Origin of the sequence: Mucilaginibacter sp. (assembly GCF_036383575.1) — a bacterium.
Lineage (GTDB): Bacteria > Bacteroidota > Bacteroidia > Sphingobacteriales > Sphingobacteriaceae > Mucilaginibacter.
The window spans coordinates 1-18,681 of sequence record NZ_DASVOB010000396.1; the positions used below are offsets into that span (position 1 = coordinate 1).

At 43.1% G+C, this 18,681-nt stretch carries 16 protein-coding genes; 4 read left to right on the forward strand and 12 right to left on the reverse strand.

What is annotated here, in order from left to right:
- Positions 1–283: 283 nt before the first annotated feature.
- From leuB to ilvD, 9 genes are all read right to left on the reverse strand, one after another.
- Positions 284–1,354, reverse strand: coding sequence for a 3-isopropylmalate dehydrogenase (gene leuB / locus VF500_RS13780; RefSeq protein ID WP_330860234.1), 1,071 nt, complete (start codon positions 1,352–1,354; stop codon positions 284–286).
- A 61-nt stretch (positions 1,355–1,415) separates the two neighbouring features.
- Positions 1,416–2,210: a methyltransferase domain-containing protein gene (locus VF500_RS13785; protein ID WP_330860225.1), complete on the reverse strand. Its 795-nt coding sequence runs from the start codon at positions 2,208–2,210 to the stop codon at positions 1,416–1,418.
- Between the two features lie 77 nt (positions 2,211–2,287).
- Complete coding sequence (gene leuD / locus VF500_RS13790; RefSeq protein ID WP_114936264.1) at positions 2,288–2,878, reverse strand: 3-isopropylmalate dehydratase small subunit; 591 nt, start codon at positions 2,876–2,878, stop codon at positions 2,288–2,290.
- 59 nt (positions 2,879–2,937) lie between these two features.
- Positions 2,938–3,351 (reverse strand): GxxExxY protein, encoded by a 414-nt coding sequence (locus tag VF500_RS13795; RefSeq protein ID WP_330860226.1) that lies wholly within the window; start codon positions 3,349–3,351, stop codon positions 2,938–2,940.
- 35 nt (positions 3,352–3,386) lie between these two features.
- A complete protein-coding gene (leuC, locus tag VF500_RS13800) occupies positions 3,387–4,802 on the reverse strand; it encodes a 3-isopropylmalate dehydratase large subunit (RefSeq protein ID WP_121231795.1) in 1,416 nt (471 codons plus the stop codon).
- 92 nt (positions 4,803–4,894) lie between these two features.
- Positions 4,895–5,953 carry a ketol-acid reductoisomerase gene (gene ilvC, locus VF500_RS13805; protein ID WP_321555488.1) on the reverse strand — a complete coding sequence of 353 codons (1,059 nt, stop codon included), beginning with the start codon at positions 5,951–5,953 and terminating at the stop codon, positions 4,895–4,897.
- Positions 5,954–6,173: 220 nt separating this feature from the next.
- Positions 6,174–6,776 carry an acetolactate synthase small subunit gene (ilvN, locus tag VF500_RS13810; RefSeq protein ID WP_121231791.1) on the reverse strand — a complete coding sequence of 201 codons (603 nt, stop codon included), beginning with the start codon at positions 6,774–6,776 and terminating at the stop codon, positions 6,174–6,176.
- A 30-nt stretch (positions 6,777–6,806) separates the two neighbouring features.
- Positions 6,807–8,543, reverse strand: a complete 1,737-nt coding sequence (gene ilvB, locus VF500_RS13815; RefSeq protein ID WP_330860227.1) for a biosynthetic-type acetolactate synthase large subunit — start codon at positions 8,541–8,543, stop codon at positions 6,807–6,809.
- Between the two features lie 145 nt (positions 8,544–8,688).
- Entirely contained in the window at positions 8,689–10,395 is a 1,707-nt protein-coding gene (gene ilvD, locus VF500_RS13820; protein WP_330860228.1) for a dihydroxy-acid dehydratase, read from the reverse strand.
- A 389-nt stretch (positions 10,396–10,784) separates the two neighbouring features.
- Here ilvD and VF500_RS13825 point away from each other — a divergent pair, with 389 nt between their 5' ends.
- From VF500_RS13825 to VF500_RS13840, 4 genes are all read left to right on the forward strand, one after another.
- Positions 10,785–11,492, forward strand: a complete 708-nt coding sequence (locus VF500_RS13825) for an ankyrin repeat domain-containing protein (protein ID WP_330860229.1) — start codon at positions 10,785–10,787, stop codon at positions 11,490–11,492.
- A gap of 48 nt (positions 11,493–11,540) precedes the next feature.
- Positions 11,541–12,320 carry a Fic family protein gene (locus tag VF500_RS13830; protein WP_330860230.1) on the forward strand — a complete coding sequence of 260 codons (780 nt, stop codon included), beginning with the start codon at positions 11,541–11,543 and terminating at the stop codon, positions 12,318–12,320.
- A 135-nt stretch (positions 12,321–12,455) separates the two neighbouring features.
- Positions 12,456–13,961 carry a TlpA disulfide reductase family protein gene (locus tag VF500_RS13835; protein WP_330860231.1) on the forward strand — a complete coding sequence of 502 codons (1,506 nt, stop codon included), beginning with the start codon at positions 12,456–12,458 and terminating at the stop codon, positions 13,959–13,961.
- Positions 13,962–14,072: 111 nt separating this feature from the next.
- Entirely contained in the window at positions 14,073–15,569 is a 1,497-nt protein-coding gene (locus VF500_RS13840; RefSeq protein WP_330860232.1) for a TlpA disulfide reductase family protein, read from the forward strand.
- A gap of 195 nt (positions 15,570–15,764) precedes the next feature.
- On the opposite strand, the gene atpC is transcribed toward VF500_RS13840, so the two are convergent.
- From atpC to VF500_RS13855, 3 genes are all read right to left on the reverse strand, one after another.
- Positions 15,765–16,016, reverse strand: a complete 252-nt coding sequence (gene atpC, locus VF500_RS13845; RefSeq protein WP_091174059.1) for an ATP synthase F1 subunit epsilon — start codon at positions 16,014–16,016, stop codon at positions 15,765–15,767.
- Positions 16,017–16,100: 84 nt separating this feature from the next.
- A complete protein-coding gene (gene atpD, locus VF500_RS13850; protein ID WP_121231779.1) occupies positions 16,101–17,606 on the reverse strand; it encodes a F0F1 ATP synthase subunit beta in 1,506 nt (501 codons plus the stop codon).
- A gap of 174 nt (positions 17,607–17,780) precedes the next feature.
- Positions 17,781–18,681, reverse strand: a 901-nt coding sequence (locus VF500_RS13855) for an NAD(P)H-quinone oxidoreductase (RefSeq protein ID WP_330860233.1), incomplete at its 5' end; no start/stop codon positions are given.

Sequence of the window (18,681 nt, forward strand, 5' to 3'; positions counted from 1 at the left end):
GGCGCCTTTATCCTGTATTTGTTTAGTTAAATGGCCTGTGCCGCAACCCAGGTCAAGGATGCGCTCACCAGGTTTCACATCCAGAAACTCAAGCACATCTTCTCCGTATTTAAATACAAAGGCATGCTTTTGGTCGTACAAATCAGCGTTCCATTTCATTGTTTTCTATGATTACACCGATGATTTTTTGATTACACCGATTTTGTTTTTGGTGATTTCACGATTGATTGATGATTTCACCGATTCCTTGCCTGATCTCTAACCTCCGGTCTCTAATCTCTATCTACAAATATTCAAGCACTTTTTGGCCCATTGCCGTAGTGCCTAAAATTTTTGCTTTGTCGGTATTGGCATCGGCTATATCACCGGTGCGGTAGCCGTCTTTAAGCGTTTTATCAATGGCATCCGTTATCTTTTTAGCTTCTTCTTTAAGTCCGAAGCTTATTTCAAGCATCAGGGCAACAGACAGGATAGAGGCCAGCGGATTTGCTTTATCCTGACCGGCGATATCATGCGCCGAACCGTGGATAGGCTCAAAAAATCCTGTACCATCACCTACCGAAGCCGAGGCCAGCATCCCCATCGAGCCTGCAATTTGTGATGCTTCGTCGGTAAGGATATCGCCGAAAAGGTTGGCGGTCAATACCACATCAAACTTTTTAGGGTTTTTAACCAGCTGCATAGCGGCATTGTCAATAAACATGTGCTCGGTTTCAACGTCTGGATATTGTTTAGCAATTTCTTGTACCACCTCGCGCCATAAGCGTGATGCTTCCAGTACGTTTGCTTTATCAACAGAGCATAATCTTTTACCGCGTACACGGGCTGCCTCGTAAGCTTTGATAGCAATACGCTCAACTTCGTAACGTGAGTAGATCATCAGATCTGACGCTGTATTGCGGTCTTCACTGCGTTTTTTCTCGCCGAAATAAACGTCACCAGTCAATTCGCGGAAGAAAAGGATATCAGTACCTTTCAGGATCTCAGGCTTAAGGCTTGATGCATCCAAAAGCTCATCAAACAAAATAATAGGGCGCAGGTTGGCATACAGGCCAAGCTCTTTGCGGATCTTTAACAATCCCTGCTCCGGGCGAACTTTGGCCGATGGATCGTTATCATATTTAATGTGACCGATAGCGCCAAACAGGATAGCGTCGCTTGCTTTAGCTTTAGCCAGCGTTTCATCAGGCAGCGGGTTGCCGGTAGCCTCGATGCCCGCATGGCCCATCAGGGCTTCATCGAAAGTAAATTCGTGGCCAAAATCCTGACCTATCTTTTCTAAAACTGCTTTACCCCAGGTGGTAACCTCGGGGCCTATCCCGTCGCCGGGTATTACTAAAATGTGTTTTTTAATTCCCATGCCCCCAAACCCCCTAAAGGGGGATTTTTTATTTTATGGTTAATAATTTCAGGACTTATGCCTGTTTAATTCCTCTTACTTCTTTTAGCTTCATTACCATTTGCTCGGCCTCATTTTCTACCCAGTGGGTGTACTCATCAATGGCCAGCAGGCGTGATTCATCGTCAATATAGCCTTCCTCAACCATTTGCTTTGATTGAGCTACTTTTGCCCAGATGCCCGCTTTGTTTACAAAGTTATAGTCGCCTTTCTGATAAACTTCATCGGCATCAAATGTTTCGATCCCGGTAAAGCCTGCTTCCTGCAAATATTCGGGCAGGTCTTCGGCAATGTGATTGTTCATGCCGGCATCCCCACGCCACCTTAAAAAGGTTGCATAAAAACGCTGCATACTTGCGGGCGGTTGAGGCTGCCATTGCAAAGCCTCATGGTTATAATCCAAAATGGATACTGTGCCACCAGGTTTCAGCAACGAATACATTTTCTTTAAGGCCTCAACCGGGTTACTCAACCATTGTAATACCCTTGCCGAAACAATAAGGTCGTACTTTTCCTCCGGCGCAAAGCTGAACAGATCAATATAGATCAGCTCCATGTTTTTTACCGAAGCGTAAGTTTCCTGCCCGCTCTGAATAAAATATTCGGTGTTATCAATGCCCGTAACATGACCGCTTTCGCCAACCAACGCGGCAATATCTTTAGAGATAGCGCCGGTGCCGCAACCAACATCCAGCACTTTCAGGCCCGGTTTGAGCAGAGGGGCGAGGGTTGCATAATCATTCGCTAAACTCCGTTCGTCGAATAATTTGGCGGTACCTTTACCTTCTCTCTGGATGTGTTTTTGGTTCATTAGTTCACTGGTTCATTAGTTCATTGGGCTTGTCGGGTTGCTTAGTTTTACTAACCTTTCAGCTTTTACCGTTTTAACTACCTTACTGATTCAAATTCGGCAATTTCGTCCTTTTTGCTCAGGATATAGTCGATATCATCGTAGCCATTGGTCATACAGGCTTTTTTGTAGGGGTTAACCTCAAAGCTTTCCTGTTCGCCGGTTGCTACAATTTTGATGAACTGATCAACCAGGTCGATCTCTACTACCGCGTGTTCATCTGCATAAACAGCATCGAAGATCTTCTTTAAAAAATCTTCGCTTACCTGTACGGGTAGCAGACCATTGTTAAGCGCGTTGCCTTTAAAAATATCAGCAAAGAAGCTGCTTACCACGGCATCAAAGCCATAATCGGCAATGGCCCAGGCAGCATGCTCGCGACTACTGCCGCAACCGAAGTTTTTGCCGGCAACGAGGATCTTACCGCTGTAGTTTGGGTTATTAAGTACGAAATCCTGTTTAGGATTATCATCGCCATCAAAACGCCAATCGCGGAATAAGTTATTACCAAAACCATCGCGGGTAGTGGCCTTCAAAAACCTTGCAGGGATAATTTGGTCCGTATCGATGTTTTCGATAGGCAAAGGCACTACGCTGGTTTGAATGTGTTTAAATATTTTAGTTGCCATAATATTGTCTGAACTCGAATTTTTTGAATTAATGGAATTTTTCGAATCGAATAAATTCCTTAATTCAGATTTGGGATATATTTTTTATTCAATAATCTTTTAAACTCCATGCTTAAGCTGCCGAAGTTTATAAGTAAACCTGTTTGGATGTTATAAGCCTCGAGGTAATTTATAGCTTGAGCTAAATGAACGTTTTCTAACTGAGCAATAGCTTTCAATTCAACCATTATTTCCCCTTCAACAAAGAAATCCACTCTTCTTGTTCCGATTTGTTCGTTACGGTAAAAGATAGGCATCTCCATTTCTCGAACAAATCCAAGTCCTTCCAAACCCATTTCTATTTCTAAGGCTCGTTGATAAATTACTTCCTGGAAACCGTTTCCCAAAGCAGAATGCACGCGCATGGCACAGCCAATTATTTTGCTGGTACAATCTTTAAATTCTTCAGGTGTTCGTTTTCTATTAACTTCCATTCTGTTAATTCATTCAATTCCTCTAAAATTCGAGTTCAGACTAATTCCTCTTCCTTCAGAAAGGTGCGGATATCCGTAACCACCCCCGTAATTGCACTTGCAGCAGCAGTTAGCGGGCTGGCAAGGAAAGTACGACTGTTCGGCCCCTGACGTCCTTCAAAGTTTCTGTTTGAGGTTGACACGCAGTATTTACCTGCCGGGATCTTATCCTCGTTCATGCCAAGGCATGCGCTGCAGCCTGGCTCTCTTAGCGGGAAGCCTGCTTCATTAAATATTTTGTCCAGTCCTTCGGCTATAGCTTGTTGCTGTACTTGTTTGGAGCCGGGAACTACCCATACGGTAACATTATCGGCTTTGTGTTTGCCTTTTACAAACTCGGCTACCTGGCGCAGGTCTTCAATGCGCGAGTTGGTGCAGCTGCCGATGAATACGTAATCAATTGGTTTGCCCAATAGTGTTTCATCATCGTGCAGGCCCATGTAGTCGAGGGCTTTTTTGTATGATCCCTGCTCTTTGGCTTCAAACGAAGCAGTTTCAGGAACGTGTTGTGTAACACCGATGCCCATACCCGGATTTGTTCCGTAGGTGATCATCGGCTCAATATCTTCGGCTTTAAAGGATAATACTTCGTCAAAAGATGCATCAGCATCAGAATATAAAGTTTTCCAGTAAGCTACGGCCTTATCCCAGTCTTCGCCTTTAGGGGCAAACTCGCGGCCTTTTACATATTCAATAGTTGTTTCATCAGGAGCGATCAATCCGCAACGGGCACCCATTTCGATGCTCATGTTGCAGATGGTCATGCGGCCTTCCATGCTCAGTGAGCGGATGGTATCGCCGGCGTATTCAACAGCATAACCGGTACCACCGGCAGCCGAGATCTGCGAAATGATGTAAAGGATGATATCCTTTGCGCCAACACCTTTTTGCAATTTACCGTTTACCTCGATCTTCATCCTTTTAGGGCGCGATTGCAGTAAACATTGTGTAGCCAGTACCTGCTCAACCTGCGATGTACCTATACCAAAGGCAATAGCACCAAAAGCGCCATGGGTTGAAGTATGGCTGTCGCCGCAAACATAAGTACCACCCGGACGGGTGATGCCCAGCTCGGGGCCTATAACGTGAACGATACCCTGGTATGGATGGCCCAAGCCGTAAAGCTCGATGCCGAATGCCGCACAGTTTTTAGTGAGCATATCAACCTGGTAGCGTGAAAGTTCTTCTTTAATGGGGAGGTGCTGATCAATGGTTGGAACGTTGTGATCGGCAGTGGCCACTGTTTGTTTTGGCCTGAAAACAGGTAAACCTCTTGTACGCAAACCGTCAAATGCCTGCGGACTGGTTACCTCGTGAATGAAATGTGTATCGATATACAAAATATCCGGAAAGCCCTCATTGCTACTGACGACGTGCGCATCCCAGATCTTATCAAATAATGTTTGTCCCATGGTATTATTTTCTTTTAAGAATAGCGACGGGCGCTTAAGCCCATCGCTAATTATATTCCCGTAATTGTTCCCCCTTTAGGGGGTTAGGGGGCTTACGCTTCTACAACCTGGTTTTCAGGGCGTAAGCTGCGTACGGTTTTGCCTGCCTGCCATAATTCGCTTTCGCGTAATTCTTTCAGTTCGGCATCCAGTTTTTCACGGTAATCTGGCTGGCTGTTTGAATCGATTGAACGTTGTGATTCTTTACCTGTAGCAACGCTTTCGTAAAGCTCTTCAAATACTGGTTTAGTAGCATCACGGAATTTTTTCCACCAGTCAAGCGCACCGCGTTGAGCAGTAGTTGAACAGTTGGCGTACATCCAGTCCATACCGTTTTCAGCAACCAGCGGCATTAATGATTGGGTAAGCTCTTCAACAGTTTCGTTGAATGCTTCAGATGGAGAGTGACCATTGCTGCGCAATACTTCGTACTGAGCTGCAAAGATACCCTGAACACAACCCATCAATGTACCACGCTCGCCGGTTAAGTCGCTATAAACTTCTTTTTTGAAGTTAGTTTCGAACAGGTAACCGCTACCTACAGCAATACCTAAAGCGATAACACGCTCAAAAGCTTTGCCTGTAGCATCCTGGAAGATAGCGTAGCTTGAGTTTAAGCCACGACCTTGCAGGAACATACGACGCAATGAAGTACCTGAACCTTTAGGAGCAACCAGGAACACGTCAACATCAGCAGGAGGGATGATACCAGTTTGCTCGTTGAAAGTGATACCAAAGCCATGTGAAAAATAAAGGGCCTTGCCTGGAGTTAAATGTTTTTTAACAGTTGGCCATAAAGCAATTTGCGCTGCATCACTAAGCAGGTAGCAAATTACAGTTCCCTTTTCAAGGGCTTCTTCAATTTCAAAAAGTGTTTCGCCGGGTACAAAGCCATCGCTGATAGCTTTATCCCATGTTTTGGTGCCTTTACGCTGACCAACAATTACGTTGATACCATTGTCTTTTTGGTTCAGGGCCTGACCAGGACCTTGTACGCCATAGCCAATTACCGCTACAACTTCGTCTTTTAATACTTCCTGAGCTTTTGATAAAGGGAACTCTTCGCGGGTTACTACGTTTTCTTCAGTTCCGCCGAAATTTAGTTTTGCCATTGTTTTTTGATTTTTGGGATCTCACCGATTGATGGTGATCTCGCCGATTTTATTGTATGAGTAATTTAACTTTCTTTTCTTTTATTCCCGTCATTGCGAGGTACGAAGCAATCGCGAACTCTGCAAGTTCGCTCTGTATAGTGTGCGGTTGCCGCGCTGCGCTCGCAATGACATGTTTTTTATGTTTTAGCTTTCGGCGTTCAGCCTTAAGCTTTAGGCTCTACATCGTAAACACCTTTTGTCCCTGGTTCAGATATTCGTTCTCTATCACGTCTTCACCTGGTTCAAGCCTTTCAAATTCACGGAGCTTGCGGTTAAAGCCATCGCTGTCTTTAATGATGGCAACGCGGGCGCTGCGTACAAACTCTATAAGTCCGTAAGGCTGCAAAATATTGATCAGGTTGTCTGTTTCTTCGCGGTGGCCGGTGGTTTCAAATACGGTATAATCTTTACGGATCACTACCGCACGGGCACCGTTTTCGCGCAATAAACGTTCAACGCTAACTTTTTCGGCAATTACATCGGTTGATACTTTATATAACGCTAATTCCTGCCATATCACATCTTCGTTGGTGTGATAATATACTTTTAGTACTTCTACCTGCTTTTCAATCTGGCGGGTAAGTTTACGCACCACATCTTCCGACTCGTTGATCACGATATTGAAGCGGTGAATACTGTCAATCTCCGACGGAGATGTATTCAGGCTGTCGATATTGATTTTTCGGCGTGTAAATATAATAGCTATCCGGCTTAAAAGACCAATTTGGTTTTCAGTATAAACCGTTATGTTAAATTCCTGTTTTTCTTCTGGTTCGCTCATGATTCCAATTTTTTAATTCCCGGAGGGGTGTTACTTTAACCTGATCTCGCTTATGCTGCATCCTTGCGGTACCATCGGGAACACGTTGTTCTCTTTGGTAACCATTACTTCCAAAAGGAATGATCCCGGTGCGCTCAGCATTTCGTTCAATGCCGGGATCAGCTCGGCACGGTCATTAACCAGTTTGCCGGGGATGCGGTATGCTGCGGCTAATGCCACAAAATCGGGACTTTGAATATCAACAAATGAGTAACGGCGCGAATTGAACAGCTCCTGCCATTGCCTTACCATACCCAGGAAACGGTTGTTAAGGATGATGATCTTAACATCAACACCGCTTTGCATAATGGTACCGAGTTCCTGGCAGGTCATCTGGAAACCGCCATCGCCAATAATAGCTACTACAGTGCGGTTTGGCGCGCCAAATTTGGCACCGATGGCAGCCGGAAGGGCAAAGCCCATAGTACCTAAGCCACCGCTGGTAACGTTGCTGCGGGTATTATTGAACTGTGCGTAACGGCAGGCTACCATCTGGTGCTGGCCTACATCGGTCACGATAACGGCCTCGCCTTTGGTGATCTCGTTAAGCTGTTTGATCACCTCGCCCATGGTCATTTCTTCCGTGGTTGGGTTAAGTTCATTATGGATAACGGCTTCAACTTCCTGACGGGTGTAATCATTAAATTTAGCAAGCCATTCAGCATGTTCTTTCTTTTCGATGGCTTTGGTCAACAACGGAAGTGTTTCCTTGCAATCGCCCCAAACAGGTACGGTTGATTTTACGTTTTTGTCGATCTCGGCCGGGTCAATATCTAAATGTACAACCTTAGCCTGTTTTGCATACTTATCCAAACGACCGGTTACACGGTCGTCAAAACGCATACCGATGGCGATCAATACATCGCACTCGTTAGTTAAAACGTTGGGCCCGTAGTTGCCATGCATACCCAGCATGCCCACATTTAACGGATGATCCGTAGGGATAGCGCCTGCTCCAAGAACGGTCCATGCTGCAGGGATACCGCTTTTTTCAACAAAAGCTTTAAATTCCTGCTCGGCACTGCCTAAAATAACACCCTGACCAAACAGGATAAACGGTTTTTTTGCACTGTTGATCAATTCGGCAGCCTGCTCAATGTATTGCGGGCGAACGATTGGCTTTGGCCTGTAGCTGCGGATATGATCGCAAGGTTTGTAGCCTGCAAAATCAAACAGCTGGATCTGTGCGTTTTTAGTAATGTCGATCAATACCGGGCCGGGCCTGCCGCTGCGGGCAATGTAAAACGCTTTGGCAATAACTTCCGGAATTTCGGTGGCATCGGTTATTTGATAGTTCCACTTGGTAACTGGTGTGGTGATGTTGATCACGTCAGTTTCCTGGAAAGCATCGGTACCTAAAAGGTGCGCGAATACCTGGCCGGTGATACAAACCAATGGTGTGCTGTCGATCTGGGCATCGGCCAAGCCTGTTACCAGGTTAGTAGCACCCGGACCGCTGGTGGCGAATACCACACCCACTTTACCTGATGTGCGTGCATAACCCTGACCGGCGTGAATGCCGCCCTGCTCATGACGTACCAGTATGTGGTTCAATTTATCATTGTAATCAAATAAAGCATCATAAATGGGCATGATGGCGCCGCCCGGGTAACCAAAAATGGTGTCGGTACCTTCGGCTATCAATGCTTCCAATAATGCTACCGATCCGGAAACCTGTACGGTTTCGATGGTGGCGGGCGTGGTTAATGTTTCTTGTGCAACTTCCATACCTGTATTTTTTTATATTTATAGCACTTTTAAGGGTGCTAAACTGATTTTATTCTATTTCTCTCTAATTTGCTAAAATGAACGCGTTAAGCTTGTGTTCACTTTATTCATGGCAATTTTTCATAGCCATTTTGTTCACTCTTTCTTATTCGTCGGTAACGCAGCCTTCGGCAGCGGTAGTTACGTTTTTAGCGTAACGGTATAACACACCCTTGGTAACCTTCAGCGCCGGTTGTTGCCATGCGGCACGGCGTGCGGCTATTTCTTCTTGCGATAGTACTACGTTTATCGTATTGGCAACAGCGTCGATCTCTATCACATCATCATCATTCACCATCGCTATAAACCCGCCATCGTAAGCCTCGGGTGTGATGTGACCGACGACGAAGCCATGCGTACCACCGCTAAAGCGTCCATCTGTAATTAGTGCTACTGAACTACCCAAACCTGCACCAAATATGGCCGAAGTTGGTTTCAGCATTTCCGGCATGCCCGGCGCGCCTTTAGGGCCTACATTGCGGATCACCACAACATCGCCTTTTTTAACACGACCACTTTGGATCCCGGCAATCAGTTCAAACTCGCCATCAAACACACGGGCAGGGCCTGTGAAACGTTCGCCTTCTTTACCGCTGATCTTGGCAACGCTGCCACCTTCGGCAAGGTTTCCGTACAAAATTTGTAAGTGACCCGTAGCTTTGATCGGGTTTTCAACAGGTTTGATGATCTTTTGAGTATCAAATTCCAGTGCCGGTACATCGGTAAGGTTTTCGGCAATGGTTTTGCCTGTAACGGTAAGGCAGCTGCCATCTAACCAACCTTGCTCCAAACAGTATTTCATTACAGCCGGAACGCCGCCAATGTTGTGCAGGTCTTCCATCATGTATTTGCCGCTTGGCTTCATATCGGCCAGTACCGGGATCCGGTTACTTACTGCCTGGAAATCATCCTGGGTTAATTTAACGTCAACGCTTTTTGCCATCGCAATCAGGTGCAATACAGCGTTGGTTGAGCCGCCCAATACCATGATCACAACAATAGCATTTTCAAATGCTGCACGGGTCATGATGTCTGACGGTTTAATATCTTTTTCTAACAATACTTTGATGGCTTTACCGGCCGCAAGGCATTCTGCTTTTTTATCTTCACTTAACGCAGGGTTTGATGACGAGTATGGTAAGCTCATACCCAATGCCTCAATAGCGGCAGCCATGGTATTAGCTGTATAGATCCCGCCGCAGGCACCAGCACTTGGACAGGCGTTTTTAATTACGCCCATGAAATCAACGTCATCTATCTGGCCGGCAATCTTTTTGCCTAAAGCTTCAAATGCCGATACGATGTTCAGGTCTTCACCTTTCCAGTGACCTGGTTTGATAGTGCCACCGTAGACCATGATCGACGGGCGGTTTAAACGGCCCATAGCCATGATTGAACCTGGCATGTTTTTATCACAGCCCGGCAGGGTGATCAACCCATCATAATACTGAGCACCGGTAACTGCCTCAATGGAGTCGGCAATGATATCGCGGCTTACCAATGAGTAACGCATACCTTCGGTACCGTTGCTCATACCATCACTTACGCCAATGGTGTGGAATATCAGGCCTACCATATCCTCATCCCAGATACCTTGTTTAACCAACTTGGCCAGGTCATTGAGGTGCATGTTACAAGTGTTGCCATCGTAGCCCATGCTGGCAACACCGACCTGTGCTTTGCGCATATCGTCGTCGGTTAAGCCGATCCCGTAAAGCATGGCCTGTGCGGCCGGCTGCGTTGGGTCCTGGGTGAAGGTTTTGCTATACTTGTTCAATTCTATAGCCGCTGTAGTATCTGATGATGAACTCATTTTTATTTGGATGATAGAAGTTTTATTAATTATTTGTGTTAATGATACTGGTTTACTTGGTATCCGAAATCAATATATGTAAGGTAGCCATAGCATCAGGCAATAACAATAGTCGCCACTGATTTTTTAAAATAAGTATTTTATTTTTTATATTTTAATTATTCGGAATTAAATTCTGTATTTTTTATATTTTAAGATATAATATTTTTAATGAAATATACCAAAGTTCAAAACGGTATTCGGTATGTTTTTTATGCATGCATAGTAAGTTGCCGATTTTCTGCCTGAAATGGGGGGAATGGGTAATTTAACTTTAAAAAAATAGTATCCGGCTTTGCTAATGGACGTTGATAAATGGTTACTTTCAGGCATCGATATCATATGCTTAAATGAACAAAATCCTAATCCTGACATTACTGCTATTTAGCGTAACAAAAAGTTTCTCGCAAGATGCCTTTACTGCCATCGAAAACAAAAATTACGATCAGCTTTCCGAATTATTGAAATCACCAAAAAATATAAACATAAGGGGTAAAAATGATATGACACCCTTGCTTAAAGCAGTAGGGCAAAACGATCTTAAAGCTGTAAAGATGTTGGTGGAAGCGGGAGCTGATTTAAGCCTTGTTCCAAAATCAAACTGGACACCCCTGATGGTGGCTTGCCAAAGCAGCAGTACCGAAATGGCCGCCTATCTGATTGAAAAGGGTGCAGATATTAACGCTAAAGACGAGCACAATTGGAACCCCATCATCATAGCATCAAGAAACGGACAAGCAGCAACGGCTGCCTTGCTGATAATCAAAGGTGTCGATGTAAATTGTAAAGCGGAAGATAAATCTACCCCATTATTAATAGCCTCTTATAAGGGGCACTACGATGTGGTAAAGTTACTGCTTGAAAAAGGTGCCGATCCAAACCCTGTAAATCGGGATAGCGAAACAGCTTTGTTTTTGGCTGCTAAACAAGGCCGGGCCGAAATAGTTAAGTTATTGCTACAGTATCATGCAGATAAAACCTTTGTTAATAAAGATGGAATAAATATTTGTGACGCGGCTAAAGGTAATGGTTACAAGGAAATTTGCGATTTGCTGTAGTGGTAGTTTGAATGCTGCCTTACATTTGTTTCACTACTTTTACACTAAATGAAGGATCTCGCCTTTGAAATATTGCCCGTCGATCTGCTGGATGAGTATCTCAACCAGGTGCCTCAAACTATCACTCAAAGTTTTGAGCAATTAAAGGATAGCGAGCTATCCACAGGCGCCTTTAGTTTCTATATATCTGTATCTGCTGTTTTCTCATCCAAAATCGAGGGTGAAAACATCGAGCTGGATTCCTTCATGAAGCATAAAATGCTTGGTGTTCATTTTCTGCCGGATTATACTCAAAAGATAGATGACCTTTATGAAACTTATCAATTTGCTCAGAAAACAAAGCTAACTTATGGAGCGGTTCAAGAAGCTCATAAACTGCTTACCAAACATATACTGCAAAAAGAACACGCCGGACAGCTACGTACTGGTAACATGTTTGTAATAACACCCGATGGCAAAATAGAATATGTGGCCTGCGCGCCTAATTTAGTGCAACAAAAGCTTGAAATGCTTTTTAATGATATCGATGTGTTATTAAAAACAAAGCTTACTGTTGCTGAAGTATTCTTTTTTGCCTCCATGATTCATTTGATCTTTGTAAAGATCCATCCTTTTGAAGATGGAAATGGACGTACGGCCCGCCTGCTCGAAAAGTGGTACATAGCCGAAAAGCTTGGCCCCAAAGCCTGGTTTCTGCAATCGGAAAAATATTACTACGATCATCATCAAATCTATTACCGCAACATAAGGTTGCTCGGGCTTGAATATGATCTACTGGATTATTCTGCAGCTTTGCCTTTTTTGCTTATGTTGCCTCAATCTCTTTAAATAGCACACTTACTAACTCTATGCTTCTGTAGAAGGGTAAGTGTGAATGCTAATTTGTAGAATTAAAAAAAATTTGAATTTATTCGAATAGTTTTATTTCTATATTTTTGACTAAACCTAAATCTATCAACCTGCATGAAAAACCTAATCTTTATAATTCTGCTGTTTTTGACGGAAACTCTCATTGCTCAAACAATAAAGAAACCTGCTAAAACAGCTATTATATTTAAGCCGTTAATCATCTCCGCTCCTAAAAGTACCGCCGTAATTAAGGGGCACGTTAAAAATTTTACTGATAAATATTGGGAATTGGCGGTAACAGGCGACTTAACTAATTACTCACTAAAAATACCTGTTGATAAATACGGTAACTTCAATAAAGTCATCAACATTGATGGCGAAACAGAAGATATTTACTTGTATCTTAACGATGAAGCAATCACAGTTTGCGCTCAAAAGAATGATATCTTAACTATTAACTGGGATAATAAAAATTTCAAAAATACTTTCAATATCTCTTCGCCAAAGAAGGGAATAAATGAGCGCCTGCAAACCATGATTTCCATTTATAATCTTTACCGAAAGGAAATAACGGAATTGTCGGATATTTTGTACAGCGATAATATAACCGATTCGGTAAAGTTTGGCAAGATCAATAGTCTTTATAATAAGGAGATTTTGACCGCTGCGACGCATCTTGATCATCCCGAAACAAGAAAGTTGATAACTGATGTGTATTATAAATATACTGGGTTATTGGATGAGTACGGCTTATTGGGTAAATATCATTTATGTGTTGTTGATAACAGCACCGTTGCCAAAAAACTCAACCAGCTTTTTGGCCCGGAGGCTTACAGTATAAAATCGGAGTTTGCTTACAGAAATTGCAATAATTATAAATACTTTATTTACAGTTACCTGAATTCTGGTAAAAGGCTGAAGGAAACAAAAATAGATGCTCCGGTTTTGAAAACAGAGATAGATCATCCTGTCCCTACGATCAGCGGGCATAGTGCTGCTATCGATAACCTCAACTTTTCGGGTGAATTACGTGATTGGTATATAACTTATATGCTGAAAATGAAATTTGGAACACGTTCATTCAACGATGCAAAAAGCATTTTCGAAGATTTGATGCCAAAAGTTAGAACACCAAGATATGCAGATAGTCTTAAACAGTTATATGCGACGATGTTGCTGCTAAAGCCGGGTAGCCCAGCTCCGGAATTTAGCTTGAAGAATGATAAGGGTGAAATGATATCCTTACAAAACCTGCGGGGTAAGGTGGTTTACATTGATTTTTGGGGTGTTAATTGTGCACCCTGTATAAGCGAAATACAACATGCTACTCCTTATTTGCACAAGCGATATAAAGACAAGAACATTGTATTCCTGAATATCTGTGTTGATTCGGATGAGAAAACCTGGAGAAATAGCCTTGCTTCAATGAATGTAGAGGGGATTAATCTTATTGCGGAAGGCTGGGTGAATAATCCGGTATGTCAAAAATACTATGTAACAGGTATTCCTCATTATGTTATAATTGGGAGCGATGGTAAAATTGTAAATAATAATAGTGCAAGGCCATCATTTGGAACTGAACTCACTAACGAACTCGATAAAGCATTGGCTAATAATTGAGTTAGATCCTGAATGCTAACCATTAACCTGTAGAATTAAAAATAAGATTTGAATTTATTCGAATAATTTTATTTCTATATATTTGATATAATCTAAATCTTATCCACCAAAATGAAGAACCTGCTGCTTATAACTCTTCTGTTTTTGACGGGTAGTTTAACTGCCCAGATAAAGAAGAAACCTGTTAAAATAATTGCCGAAAGTAAGCCGGTAGCTGTCCCTGTTCCCAAAGCCTCCGCTGTAATCAAAGGAAACGTCAAAAACTTTACTGATAAATACTGGGAAATGGCTGTAACCGGCGATTTTACCAATTACTCTGTGACTGTACCTGTTGATAAGGATGGTAATTTTAACAAAACCATCAACATTGACGGAGAAACTGAAGATATATACTTGTATCTTAATGATGATGCCATTACCGTTTGTGCCCAAAAGAATGATACCTTAATTGTTAACTGGGATAACAAAGATTTTAAAAATACTTTTAAGGTTTCATCGCCGAAACCGCGGATCAATGAACGATTGCAAACCATGATGTCGGTTTATAATCTTTGCCGTAAAGAGCTGATGGACCTCTCAAGCTCCCTATACAATGGTAAGATGACCGACTCCATGAAGTATGAAAAGATAAACTATCTATACAATAAGGAAATGATCACTGTTGCGGTGAATCTTGACCAGAAGTTAATCACTGATGCTTATTATAGATACATAGGGCTGTTGAGCCAACATCACTTATTACCTAAGTACGACCTGCATATCAGCGACACCAGTGCCAAAGGGAACATGCTTAACCAGCAGTTTCCTCCCGGAGCCTATCATACCGAATCTGAATTTGCCTATAAAAACTGTGATACTTATAAAAGTTTTCTTTTTAATTATATCCGTTTTAGCAGGACACTGAATAGTACTACGATAGATGGTTCGGATTGGAATAGTAAAATGATCCCTTTTGCACCTGTGTGGAATGAATATCACCTGGCGATGGCCAATTTTAGTTTATACGAGATACGCGATTGGTTTATAACCAGAACAATAGTGGAGGGTTTTGGCAGCTATTCATTTGAAGATGTGAGCAATGTTTATAAGGATTTTATAACGAAGATTAAAACGCCCAGATACGCCGATAGTCTTAAACAATATTACGCGGCTATGCAGCAGTTGAAACCTGGTAAACCTGCACCTGAGTTTAGTTTAAAGAATGATAAAGGAGAGATGGTATCCTTAAAAAGTCTGCGTGGCAAAGTGGTGTATATCGATTTTTGGGGTGTGGGATGCGGCCCCTGCGTTTACGAAATAAAAAATACTACAGCCGCTTTGCACGAGCGGTATAAAGATAAGAATGTAGTATTCCTGAATATCTGTGTTGATTCGGACGAGAAAACCTGGAAAAGTAATCTTACTTCATTGAATGTATCAGGTGTTAACCTTATTGCAGAAGGATGGACAAGAAATCCGGTTTGTCAGAAATACAACGTAACAGGTATTCCGCATTATATTACTATTGGGACTGACGGTAAAATAGTGAACAACAACAGCGAAAGGCCATCATCCGGGGATACACTTATAGCAGAACTGGACAAGGCTTTGAAAAATAACACTTATTAAACGTCATTATCTATTGTAAGGTACGAGGCAATCCCAGGGCAGTTACAGAGTTGCTTTTTTGCATGGGCCGCTCTGCTAACAGGCGATTGCTTCGTACTTTACAATAAATAATGTTTTGTATCCGGGAAAAACGGACACAAAAAAAGCCCGGATAATTATATCCGGGCTTTTTAACGATTTTTATAAAGCAAAAGTTTATTTGTGCTGAATACCTTCGGCTAAAACAGTTACTTTATTGTTTAATGCTTCCACAACACCGCCTTTTATAAAAAACACTTCTTCTTTAGCTGCACCACCGCGTACGGTAAGTTTGCCATCCTGAAGGGTGGAAATGATAGGGGCGTGGTTGTTCAGTATTTCAAATAATCCCAAAGCACCAGGTAAGGTTACCGAGGTGGCCTCGCCTTCGTAAACTTTTTTATCGGGAGTAAGAATTTCTAATGTCATGTTTTTTTAGATTCAAGATCTAAGAATCAAGAGCCAGGACTATTCCTGTTCTTGATTCTTGAATCTTATTTTCTTGCTTCTTTATTAAGCGTTAGCTTCAGCTAACAGCTTTTTGCCTTTTTCGATAGCGTCGTCGATGTTACCAACTAAGTTGAAGGCTGCTTCAGGGTATTCGTCAACTTCACCGTCCATGATCATGTTGAAACCTTTGATGGTGTCTTTAATGTCAACCAATACACCTTTTAAACCGGTGAACTGCTCGGCAACGTGGAACGGTTGTGACAAGAAACGCTGAACACGACGTGCGCGTGATACAACTAACTTATCTTCTTCAGAAAGCTCGTCCATACCCAAGATGGCGATGATATCCTGAAGCTCTTTGTAACGTTGTAAAGTTTCTTTAACGCGTTGAGCTGTATTATAGTGCTCGTCACCTAAAACAGCTGGGCTAAGGATACGTGAGGTTGAATCCAATGGATCCACCGCAGGGTAAATACCAAGCTCGGCAATTTTACGTGAAAGTACGGTAGTAGCATCTAAGTGGGCGAAGGTTGTAGCCGGCGCCGGGTCGGTCAAGTCATCCGCAGGTACGTAAACGGCCTGTACTGAAGTGATCGAACCACGTTTGGTTGAAGTGATACGCTCCTGCATGGTACCCATCTCAGTTGCCAGTGTTGGCTGGTAACCTACTGCTGATGGCATACGGCCTAATAGCGCTGATACTTCTGAACCTGCCTGTGTAAAGCGGAAGATGTTGTCGATAAAGAAAAGGATATCACGGCCTTTACCATCTTCATCACCATCACGGAAATACTCGGCAATTGTTAAACCTGAAAGGGCCACACGTGCACGTGCACCAGGAGGCTCGTTCATCTGACCGAATACAAATGTTGCTTTTGAATCTTTCATGGCTTCGGTATCTACTTTAGATAGGTCCCAGCCGCCTTCTTCCATTGAATGCATGAAAGCGTCGCCATATTTTATAATGCCTGATTCAAGCATCTCACGTAAAAGGTCATTACCTTCACGTGTACGCTCACCAACACCTGCAAATACAGATAAACCTGCATAAGCTTTCGCGATGTTGTTGATCAGTTCCTGGATCAATACTGTTTTACCTACACCAGCACCACCGAACAAACCGATTTTACCACCTTTTGCATAAGGCTCTAAAAGGTCGATAACTTTGATACCTGTAAAAAGTACTTCAGTTTCGGTAGATAGGTCTTCAAACCTTGGAGGGGTTGCGTGAATAGGACGACCATTTGATTTGTCAAGATCAGCGATACCGTCGATAGCATCACCAACCACGTTAAATACACGGCCTTTGATGTTATCGCCTACCGGCATTTTGATAGCAGCTTCGGTATCTAAAACCTTCATGCCGCGTAACAAGCCGTCGGTCGAGTCCATCGCGATGGCACGTACACGGTCTTCGCCTAAGTGCTGCTGAACCTCTAAAATAACTTTCTGGCCATTGTCTTTCGTGATCTCTAACGCGTCATAAATTTTAGGAAGATGAGCGTCATCAGCGAAACTTACGTCAACTACCGGACCAATGATCCGTGAAATTTTTCCAATGTTTGGCATATATAACCTGGTGTTTTTTAAAAAATGCTTTTACTGAACAGCCACATACATCATTTGTAACAGGAATGTATAAGATGCTATTTCAGAGGCGCAAAGTTAAGATTTCTATCCAATTATTTAAATACTGAATCAAGTTTTTTAAACGATAATTTCAACATTGTTAAATACTTGGTTTTAATGTTCAAAACGCAGCACTATTTTGCCTGTATGCGTGCTGCTTTCCATCAACCGGTGAGCCGCCGCCGCGTCTTCTGCATTAAATATTTTATAGACTACAGGTTTTATAGCTCCCGACTCAATCAGCGGCCAGATTTTTTGCTCCAGGTTTTTAGCGATGGCTGCTTTAAAACTAATTTCCCTGCTTCGCAACATGGAGCCGGTAATGATGAGCCTTTTGGCCATCACTTTACTCAAGTCAAGCTGCACTTCGCGGCCATTCATGGCATTAATAAAAACCAGCCGTCCCTCAATCGCTAATGAATCGATGTTTCCCGGCATATAGTCGCCACCTATCATATCCAGTATCACGTTAACTCCGGCTCCACCGGTGAGTGCTTTGATCTCTTCTTTAAAATCGGCGGTTTTATAGTTGATGGCTTTATCGGCACCAAGCTGTTCGCAAAAGCTGCATTTATCATCAGAACCTGCCGTTACGTAAACGGTGCTGCCTAAAGCCTTCGCCATTTGAATAGCCGTTACACCAATGCCGCTTGAGCCTCCATGCACCAATAATGATTCGCCGGGTTGAAGGGCACCGCGGTCGAATACATTGCTCCATACGGTGAAAAATGTTTCGGGGAGGGAGGCTGCTTCAGGGTAACTTAGGTTTGAAGGAATGGGCAGACACTGACCTTGGGGTGCTTTACAATATTCGGCATAACCACCACCGGTAACCAACGCACAAACCTTATCGCCGGTTTTCCAGCGGGTAACTGCAGCGCCAACTTCGGCAACTACGCCTGCTATCTCCAGGCCGGGAATATCCGCAGGTGCACCGGCAGGCGGCGGGTAATTACCTTTGCGTTGAAAAACATCGGGCCGGTTAATACCTGCTGCTATTACTTTGATCAGTACT